We start from the raw sequence: 9706 nt of genomic DNA, 5'->3' as shown, positions 1-9706 counted from the left end.
CCGTTGGCTGGCCGCCCCCCCCCCCCGCGGGGGCCCCGCGGGGGCCGGCGGGGGGGGTTTTGGCCCCCCGGTAACCCAAAACCCCGGGCGGGGGGCGGGCGCGGGGCCCCCCCCCCCCGCTCCGGGGCGACAGGGCGGGCACGGCGGTCCGGGCCCCAGCCCCGCCGGAGGGGGCTGGCCCCGCCCCGCGGGGCCCGGGCCCGGTGGTTCAGCGGATCTCGAGCGAGTCCATGTAGCCGCGGAGGTTGCGCGCGGTCTCGGTGACCGAGTCGCCGCCGAACTTCTCGACGGCGGCCTCGGCGAGCACCAGGGCGACCATCGCCTCGGCGACCACCCCCGCGGCCGGGACGGCGGTGACGTCGCTGCGCTGGTGGTTGGCCCTGGCGGGTTCACCGGTCTCGATGTCGATGGTGTCCAGGGCGTTGGGCACGGTCGCGATGGGTTTCATCGCCGCGCGCACGCGCAGCGGGTCGCCGGTGGTCATACCGCCCTCGACCCCGCCCGCGCGGTTGGTGCGGCGGCGCACGCCGTCGGGCCCGGGCTCGATCTCGTCGTGGGCGACCGAGCCGCGGCGGGCGGCGGTACGGAACCCGTCGCCGACCTCGACCCCCTTGATGGCCTGGATGCCCATGAGGGCACCGGCCAACCGGGAGTCCAGCCGCCGGTCCCAGTGCACGTGGCTGCCCAGGCCGGGCGGCAACCCGTAGGCGAGGACCTCGACCACGCCGCCCAGGGTGTCGCCGGCCTTCTTCGTGTCGTCGACCTCCGCCACCATGCGGGCGCTGGTTGCGGGGTCGAAGCAGCGCAACGGGTCGGCGTCGACGGCGGCCAGGTCCTCGGGGCGCGGCTCCGGGGTGCCCTCGGGCACCTCGACCGGGCCCATCGACACCACGTGGCTCACGATCTCGACGCCGAGCGCCTGGCGGCAGAACTGCCGGGCCACCTCGCCGATCGCGACGCGGGCCGCGGTCTCACGGGCGCTGGCGCGCTCCAGGATCGGGCGCGACTCCGTGTGCCCGTACTTCTGCATGCCGACCAGGTCCGCGTGCCCCGGGCGGGGGCGGGTGAGCGGCGCGTTGCGCGCCACGCCCTCCAGTTCCTCGGCCGGAACCGGGTCGGGCGACATCACCTTCTCCCATTTGGGCCACTCGGTGTTCCCGACCTCGATCGCGACGGGACCTCCCTGGGTGCGGCCGTGGCGAATGCCTCCGATGACGGAGACCTGGTCCTTCTCGAACTTCATCCGGGCGCCACGGCCGTACCCGGCGCGGCGGCGGAGCAGCGCGGCGGCGATGTCGTCAGAGGTGACGGACACACCGGCCGGGAGGCCCTCCAGAATCGCGACGAGTGCGGGTCCGTGGGACTCCCCCGCGGTCAGCCAACGCAACATGTGCACGATCCTCCCACGGATCGCGGGCCGGGGTGGCACCCGGGGGCGCCGGCGGGCGCGACCGGGGCGGTGGGCCCCTCCCTCCCGGGGTGTGCGCGCCCCCGCACGCCCTACGGCAGCAGGGGCGCCCCGGCGAGGACGGTGGCCAGGGTGGCGGCGAGCATGAACGGGCCGAGCGGGAACGGGTCCCGGCGGGTGATGCGGCGCAGTACCAGGAGTGCGATGCCGACGAGGGAGAACGCGGCGAAGCTCCAGAAGACCGCGACCAGGGCCCCGAGCGGTCCCGCCGCCCATCCCGCGTACAGGGCTGTGAGGCCGGAGAGCTTGACGTCGCCGAAGCCGATCCCGTCGCGGTGGACCCGCCACAGCAGCCAGTAGAGCACCGTGACGAAGACCATGCTGGAGAGCGCTCCGCCGGCCCTGGCCAGGTCGGGACCGCTGGGCGGGAGGAGGACGGACGCACCGACCAGCGCCGCGGCGACCGGGTAGGCGGGGGCCACGACGGCGTCGGGCAGGCGCATGACCCGCAGGTCGATGACGGACAGCAGGACGCCCACGGAGACGAGCCACAGGACGGCGAGGAGTCCGAAGGGGGACGGGTCGGGCCGCAGAGTACTGGCGACTCCCACGAGTCCGAAGAGGACGGCGGTCGCCGCGATGACTGCGGGGTGGGAGCGGATGACCCGTTCGCAGTGGGGACAGGCGCCGCGTCTTCGGAGGGGCCGGGCCTCGACGGCGGGGAGGCCGGGGATGAAGCGGAGTTCGGCGAGGCAGTGGGGGCATCGGGGCGGCGGAGGCCCCTCGTCGTCCTCGTCGGTCCGGAGCGGGCGGTGGTGCGGGTCCGCGGTGGCCCCGGGCTCCGCCTCGGCGCCGTCGCCGCCTGCTGCCGGCGGGCCGTTCCCGTGTGCCGTGCCGGTGCCTTGGCCGTCCTGCGTTCCCGGCCTCCGGACGGGCCCGAACAGCGGGACGAGCCGCCCGTTGAGACGGCCGACCGCCAGGCCGAGCAGAACGAGGGAGACGGCGACGAGGACCGTCCACAGGTGTGGGGAGAACGCGAGCACCGAGGGGGTGGGCATGGGGAAAAGTTACCCTTCCGCCTCTCCCCGCCACACGGCCCGGTCCCCCCTGTGGACAACGCCTCCCGCTCCGGCGGCGCGGACACGGCCGCGTCCGGCGTGTCCGCTCGCGGGATCCGGCCCGGGCCCGTGGACGCGAGCCCGGCAAGGATGCAAAAAACGCTCCCTAGTCGCGCCGGGCCCGCACGACGGCGCTCAACTCGATGCCGCCGGGCAGAACGTGCCCGAGCTCGGAGGCGAGCTTGTCGGCCACACGGCGCAGGGCCTCGTCGTCGCGCTCTTCGAGTTCGAGGCGGATGCCGATCTCGCCCCGCTCGGAGGGGTGGACGCGCACGCGCTCGATGCCGAACTCGCCGTGGGTCACCCGGTAGATGAGGGCGAGGACCTGCGGGTCGTCCTGGGGCTCGGGGACGGTACCGGTCTCGGCGAGCATGGTGAGGAAGCGGCCCTGGACGGTGTGGGGCACGGGGCCGGACACGTCCAGGACCAGGGCGTCGGCCCCCTCCTCCAACACGGCCTGGCAGGCGTCCTTGGCGGTGAAGGGGACGGGGCGCGCATCCGGGCGCCAGCGCCGGACCGCGTCGACCGAGGTGAAGGCGAGCACGCCGCGGCGGCCGTCCTTGCCCGTCATGACGGGGACGGCGACCTCGCTGTTCTTGTCCTTGGTCAGCCCGCCGGCCCCCGGTTCGGTCTCGGTGGCCACGGCCACGACCGGGATGAGCACGCGGGACCCGCTGAGGGCGGCCAGGACCTGGCGGTCGCCGATCTCGCCGGCGGCGTGCCGGCGCAGGCGGTCCTCGACCTCCGGGTCGGCTCCGCCGTCGTCGTCACGGAAGTTCTGGGCACCGATGATCGATGGTCTGCTCACGGGCTCCGACTCTACCCGGGGTGCGGTGGCCGCGCGCTCGGATCACACGGAGTCCTGTCCCCGGGGAACGGCTTCGTCACCTTCGAGCGCGTCGATGACGGCGGCGAGCTGTCGTACCTGGTCGCGGGTGAGCCTGTCGAAGATCAGGGAGCGGACCCGGACCGCGTGTCCGGGGGCCGCGTCGTCGAGGACCCGGGCCCCCTTGTCCTCCAGCACGGCCCAGAGTCCGCGCCGGTCGTCGTCGCAGTGCTCGCGGCGCACGTAGCCGTCGCGTTCGAGCCGGGCGACCTGGTGGGAGAGCCTGCTCTTGGACACGATGACGCTGTCGGCGAGGACCCGCATGCGCATACGGCGGTCGGGTGCTTCGGAGAGGTGGACGAGGATGCCGTACTCCACGAGGGTGAGCCCGGTACGGGCCCGCAGATCCCTCTCCAGCTCGTCGTAGATCCAGGCGTTCATCCTGAGGAACCCGCGCCAGACGCGCTGTTCGCCTCCGTCGAGCCACGCCTCGTTCTCCATGCCCCCAGCGTAGGGCGTGTCCGGCCGCTGGATCTTGCACCGCTGCGATTGAGAACCCACAATGCTTCCCAGGAAGAATCTTCTAAGGTACTTTGTTCCTCAGGAGAGAACGCCGGATCCGACTCGCGGGTCCGCCGAACCCGACAGGGAGACACCCATGGCAGCGCAGGAACTGAAGCCCGGCACCTGGACCATCGACCCCACCCACTCCGTCATCGGCTTCTCGGTACGCCACATGATGGTCAGCAAGGTGCGCGGCCGCTTCGAGAAGTTCGAGGCGACACTGACGGTGCCCGAGGACCCCGCCCTCTCCTCCGTCGAGGCCACCATCGACGCGGGTTCCATCAACACCGACAACGGTGACCGCGACAACCACATCCGCTCCGCCGACTTCTTCCACGTCGAGGAGCACCCGCAGTTCACCTTCCGCTCCACCGGCATCGAGGCCAAGGGCGAGGACTTCGTCCTCAAGGGCGAGATGAGCATCAAGGGCAAGACCAACCCGGTCGAGTTCACCCTGGAGTTCAACGGCTCGACCCTGGACCCGTACGGCCTGGACCGCGCCGGCTTCGCCGCCTCCACGCAGATCAGCCGCAAGGACTTCGGCGTGGACATCGAGATGCCCATGGACAGCGGCGGCGTGGTCGTCGGCGACAAGATCACCATCGACATCGACGCCGAGTTCACCCACCAGGCCTGAGACCCCCGTAACCCGGCGCGGACGTACGGGGGCGGCCACCGCGCGGCCAAGGTGACGACACACTGTCATCATCCTCGGGATCTCGGATATCGTCGGAGCGGGGGGGGGGCGCACAGCCCTCCCCCCGCTCCGTCACGCCCCCACACCGCCCACCGCCGGGAGGCACCGTGTCCTCGCCCCACCCCTTCTCCCCCGACGTCGTCGCCGCGGTCACCGCGCACATGAACGGCGACCACCCCGAGGACACCCTCCTCATCTGCCGGGCGCTCGGAGGCGTCCCCGGCGCCACCGCCGCCCGGATGACCGGGCTCGACGGCGCCGGGGGCGACTACACGGTGACGGTGGACGGCGCCGAGCGGGCCGTCCGCGTCCCCTGGGGGCACCTGCTGACCGAGCGCCCGCAGATCCGCGCCGAGGTCGTCCGCCTGTACCAGGAGGCCTGTGCGCGGCTCGGCGCCACCCCGAGGGAGCAGCACCCGACCGGTGCGGGAGCGGCGGGAACCGGGCGGAACTCCACGGAGGCGTGAGGAGTCAAACGGGGTAGGGGTGAGACAGCGGACCCGCGTGCCGACGGTCCCGAAGACACCGGAAACGGTGCCGCTCGGGACCTAGTCTGGGAGGGTCCGTCGATCCCCCCGGACACCGACGACACCACCGCCTATCCGAAGGATGGCCCCGACCTCCATGGTCACGCCCGACCACGGCGACGAGAACGCGCCGACACAACGGATCGATCCCGCTGCGACCACCGCACGGACCGGCGCCGGTGAGGACGGCAGCCGCACGGGAGTCACGCGCCGGGTCACGCGTGTGTTCCGCCCCGGCTCCGACGACCGCGACGGCGGATCGGCGCCCACCCGCGTCACCCCGCCCTCACCGGGCCGCACCGGCGTCCTGCCCGGCGGAAACGGCGGAGCGCCCTCCGCGAGCCCGACCGCCCCCGCCGGCCCCGGCGCACGCCGCCCCGCACGGACCATCCCCGGGGACGGCCGCGACGACGGCCGCACCCCCTGGTGGCGAAGCCTGTTCGGTCCGCTCCTGGACTGGATGGCCCGCCTGGTCTCACGCGTGGTGGTCGGTCCGGCGGGCGACCTCGACTACGCCGTGCCCGCCGAACTGCGCCGCCGCTACCAGGTGCTCGGCCACGTCGGCGCGGGCGGCGAGGCCGTCGTCTACCTGGCCGAGCCCACCGACTCCCCCGGGCGCCGCCTCGCCCTGAAGGTCTACCGGCCCGGCCACGACATCAACCGCGAACTCCTGGACCGGCTCCGTGCCCGCGGCACCGCCTCACCGCACACACCCGCCATCCACGGGTACGGCACCGCCGCCAGCTCCTGGGGCGAGGACCTGGCCTGGGAAGCCCAGGAGTACTTCTCCCTCGGAACGCTGCGCGCCGTCATCGACCGGGCCCCCCTGGACGAGGACCGGGCGCGCGCCGTACTCTCCGCCGTCGCCGAGTGCCTGCACCACTGGCAGGACGAACTCCAGCACAACCACACCGACGTCAAGCCCGAGAACCTGCTGGTGCGGTCGCTGGACCCGCCGGTCGTGGCCCTGACCGACTTCGGCGGAGCCGTGCGGGCCACCATGAGCCGCGTCTACGGCGGGTTGGCCATCACCGAGGACTACGCCGCCCCCGAGGTCGTCGAGGGGCGCCGGGAGGCGGCCGCCTCCTGGTGGTCCCTGGGCGTGATGGCGCACGAACTCGTCACCGGGCGCCGGCCCGAGCGCGGCGGCAACTGGCTCACCGCCCGCAACACCGAGGTGGACATCTCGGCGATCACCGACGAGCGCTGGCGCCTGCTGGTGCGCGGCCTGCTCGCCCCCGCGCCGTCCGCCCGCTGGGGCCACGACGAGGTCACCCAGTGGCTCGCGGGTGAGCGCCCCCAGATCCGCACGGCGCGCCGCCTGCGGCCCGTCAACTTCGCCGGAGCCAGCCACGAGGACCCCCCGAGCCTGGCCTTCGACCTGCTGGACCGCTCCGACACCGGAGCCCTGTGGCTGCGCAACCACTGGTCGGAACTGCGTACCTGGCTGGACCGGGAGGTCAACGACTACACGTTCGACCGCGCCTACCTGACCGGCCTGGACGCCCACCCCGAACTCGCCCACGTGGCGATCAGCGCCCTGGCCGCCCGGTACGTGCCGGGCATGCCGCCGCGCTTCCGGGGCCACGAGATCAGCGCGGACGGCCTCCTGGCGCTGGCCACCGGCGACGCGAGCCGCCACTCGGTGGTGCGCGAGGCCGTGGAGTCGGGCGCGGTGGGACTGGGCTCCCAGCACTGGTGCCCGCACCCGGCCTGCCGGTCCGGCGGTTCGGGCAGGTGCGCCCTGCTGGAACGCGTCCAGCACGAGGTGCCCCTCCTCATGCGCCGGGTGTCCGAGAACGTCGACCGCCTGGTCGGCTCGGGCCCCGACGCCCCCCGCCGCCCCGACACCCACGAGACGGACACCGCGTGGGCGCGGGCCGTCGAGCTGGTCCTGGTCCCCGACACCGCCTCACAGCACCGCTCCCGCCTGCGCCGCCAGTCCTGGCACCCCGGCCAGCGCAGCGACGCCCCGCACGCCCCGTGGTGGGTGGAGCAACGGCGCCAGGCGCTGCGCGACGGCACCGGCGGCGACGCGGTCGCCACCAGGGGCGCCCTGCTCACAGCGCTGCTGCTGCTGCCCGAGGCGGTCCGGGTCGGCGGGATCGTCTCCGCCCGGGAGCGCGCCGACGGCAGGGCACGCCGCCACGACCGGTGGGCGTCCCTGGCCGGTTCGGCGCGGGAGCGCTGGGCCCGGACCCGCGAGAAGGTGGCGACGGCCCGGCAGCGCCGGGCCGAGGCCGCGGCTCCGACCAGGCCCGACAACCCGGCCGCCCCCAACCCCTACGACCCCGAGGGGGCCCGGGAGCCCGCGCGGAACCGCCGCGAGCAGGAGCGGGCCACCCGCCGGGTCGAACGGACCATGAGCCAGATCCAGCGGGCGATGTCGGCCGGCCGGTGCCGCCGCTTCGCCTACCCGGCCGCGCTGCTCGGCCTGGTCGACGGGCTGGGCCGGGCCATGCGCCCCGAGAACGGCTTCTACCCCGAGAGCGAGTTCGTGACCGGTGCCTACACCGGGCTGCTGGACGCCGGAAGCGGGGGCTTCCTCGGCCGGCTGGCCGAGGCGACCGGGTCGGTGACCGACCTGCTGCCCGGCGGCGTGGGCGACGCGTGGTGGTTCCCCGTGCTCCTGGCGGTCGTGCTGGTGGTGCTGGGCAGGTCGGCGGCCAGCAAGAAGGCCAACGCGCGCGCCCGCCGCCGCCTGGCCGCGTTCCGCCTGGCCGTGGTGGGGTCGCTGTTCATGCTGGTGGTGCTGCTGTCCACGGGGCTGATCGCGCTGGGTTCGGGTGTGCTGATCCCGCTCGACGGCCTGCTCGGCTGACCCCCGCGTCCGCGGGGAGGGTCGGGTGCGCCCACCGCCCTCCCCCGCGCCGCGGACGGGCTGGTCTTCTGGGAGGTCGGTGTCGGCTCCACCATCTGCCGGGCACACCAGCATGCTGGCGGTGACCGCCGGCGCGGTGCTGTGCAGAAGGAACCGCCGGGCAGCGCGGTGACAGTCCGCAGTTCGAGCCGGTCCTGAACGCGATCGGGGTGCCCCGGCCTGGTGTCGGCCGGCCGAGGAGCCGCCCGCTGCGGGTGCGAGGCGATAAGGCGTACTCTCCACACGCGAATCGCGCCTACCTGCGCAGACGTGGCATCAGGTGCACGATTCCCGAGCCGGTCGATCAGGTCCGCAACCGCAGGCGCCGCGGCTGTGGCGGTGGCCCTTCGCCCGACTTCGACCGCGAGGACTACAAGGCCCAGCACGCGGTCGAATGCGGGATCAGTCGTCTCAAGCAGCACCGGGCCGTGGCGACCCGGTTCGACAAACTTGCGGTTCGGTTCGAGGCGACGGTTCAGGTCGCGGCGATTCATCAGTGGCTGTGAACCTCAGTCTGCCGTCGTGCGGATGCCCCAGCAGGAAACGACAGTCCTGCGGTCATTGCGGGGGAAGGGCGCATCGCCCGGCATTGGCGCGGGGCGGTGTGTATGGGGTTGCACCTTCCGTAGCGGCATGTGGTCTGGTGGACTTACGTCCGGATCCCTTGAGGAAAGGTCCCTGCTCATGCATTCGTCCTTCATGCCACCCCGCCAGGTCAAGATCGGTGACGCGGCGGCCTTCGCCGGCAGCACGCCACGGGCGATCCGTCACTACCACGAGATCGGCCTGCTCCCCGAGCCTGAGCGGGGCGGCGATGACCGCCGCCGCTACGGGTACGAGGACATGATCCGACTGCTGTGGATTCGCAAGATGGCCGACGCCGGGATCGCCCTGGACGACATCCGTGACGCCTTTACCAGCGGCACGACTTCCGTCGGCGCCGACAGCGGAGACGGTATCGCGGGCATCCTGGAGCGGTTGGAGGAAACCCTCGCCGAGCAGGAGGCGGAATTGGGGCGGCAACGGGCCGCCGTGCAGCGGATGCGCACCGAAGGCAGCCGGATGGGCCTGCTCTCCGACTTCGTCACCGACCGTCTCAAGAGCTTGCCCGAGGGCTCCCTGCGTCAGGCGGACCTGGACACTCTGCTGGTCACTGAGCGGATCTTCGGCCCGCTCGGCGCGGCCGTCCAGGCCACCCGCTTCATCGCCCTGGCCACGCACCCCACTCTGCGGGAGGATTCCGACCGCATTGACGACGCCGAGAAGGCACTCGATGACAGCGTCGCCGTCGATGATCCACGGGTGGCTCACATGGCCGCCGAACGGCACGCCTTCGAAAGCGCCCTGCAGGCCGTCATCGAGGAGTCCGGCCTGGATAAGGACGACGATGCCCTCTTCGACGCCTGGGACACTTTGCACCCCGCTCCCGCCGAGGACGGCGAGGACGAGGCCGACCTCGGCTCCGGCAGGCGGGAGGCCGGCTCCATGAGCGCGTTCGAAGCCATCGGCAAGATGCCCTACGACTTCTCCCCAGCCCAATGGCGCTGTATGGAACTGGCCATAGAACTGTCCGCCCAAGACTCACCCGCTACCTAAAACACGGCCTAGGGACAATGCCGTTCGGTTAGCCGTCTGGTGGGCTTGGCAAGGCTTCGATCGTGATGTGGACGACTGTTCTGTGGGTGCGGTGGTCGATGTCGCGGCCA

General features: G+C 73.1%; 9 protein-coding genes. 5 read left to right on the top strand and 4 right to left on the bottom strand.

The features are described from left to right. Nucleotides 1-208: 208 nt before the first annotated feature. The 4 genes from aroC to ACFWTE_RS28845 form a co-directional block, all read right to left on the bottom strand. Entirely contained in the window at nt 209-1390 is a 1182-nt protein-coding gene (gene aroC, locus ACFWTE_RS28860) for a chorismate synthase (RefSeq protein ID WP_378783078.1), read from the bottom strand. A 110-nt stretch (nt 1391-1500) separates the two neighbouring features. After that, nucleotides 1501-2466, bottom strand: coding sequence for a prepilin peptidase (locus ACFWTE_RS28855; protein WP_378783077.1), 966 nt, complete (start codon nt 2464-2466; stop codon nt 1501-1503). 166 nt (nt 2467-2632) lie between these two features. Next, entirely contained in the window at nt 2633-3334 is a 702-nt protein-coding gene (locus ACFWTE_RS28850; protein ID WP_378783076.1) for an SseB family protein, read from the bottom strand. Between the two features lie 42 nt (nt 3335-3376). Next, entirely contained in the window at nt 3377-3853 is a 477-nt protein-coding gene (locus tag ACFWTE_RS28845) for a MarR family winged helix-turn-helix transcriptional regulator (RefSeq protein ID WP_378783075.1), read from the bottom strand. 157 nt (nt 3854-4010) lie between these two features. On the opposite strand from ACFWTE_RS28845, the gene ACFWTE_RS28840 reads away from it, so the two are divergent. The 5 genes from ACFWTE_RS28840 to ACFWTE_RS28820 all read left to right on the top strand — a co-directional run bounded on the left by ACFWTE_RS28840 (nt 4011) and on the right by ACFWTE_RS28820 (nt 9596). Continuing rightward, nucleotides 4011-4553 (top strand): YceI family protein, encoded by a 543-nt coding sequence (locus ACFWTE_RS28840; RefSeq protein ID WP_378783074.1) that lies wholly within the window; start codon nt 4011-4013, stop codon nt 4551-4553. Nucleotides 4554-4720: 167 nt separating this feature from the next. Continuing rightward, the gene (locus ACFWTE_RS28835; protein ID WP_378783073.1) at nt 4721-5080 is read left to right on the top strand and encodes a DUF2470 domain-containing protein; all 360 of its coding nucleotides are present in this window, start codon (nt 4721-4723) and stop codon (nt 5078-5080) included. A gap of 157 nt (nt 5081-5237) precedes the next feature. Continuing rightward, nucleotides 5238-7961, top strand: coding sequence for a serine/threonine protein kinase (locus ACFWTE_RS28830; protein WP_378783072.1), 2724 nt, complete (start codon nt 5238-5240; stop codon nt 7959-7961). 254 nt (nt 7962-8215) lie between these two features. Beyond that, nucleotides 8216-8506, top strand: coding sequence for a hypothetical protein (locus ACFWTE_RS28825; RefSeq protein ID WP_378783071.1), 291 nt, complete (start codon nt 8216-8218; stop codon nt 8504-8506). 178 nt (nt 8507-8684) lie between these two features. Then, complete coding sequence (locus tag ACFWTE_RS28820; RefSeq protein WP_378783070.1) at nt 8685-9596, top strand: MerR family transcriptional regulator; 912 nt, start codon at nt 8685-8687, stop codon at nt 9594-9596. Nucleotides 9597-9706 lie beyond the last annotated feature (110 nt).

The organism is Nocardiopsis sp. NPDC058631, from assembly GCF_042716955.1.
In the GTDB taxonomy this organism is placed as follows: Bacteria; Actinomycetota; Actinomycetes; order Streptosporangiales; family Streptosporangiaceae; genus Nocardiopsis.
This window is presented reverse-complemented; position numbering and strand designations above follow the sequence as displayed.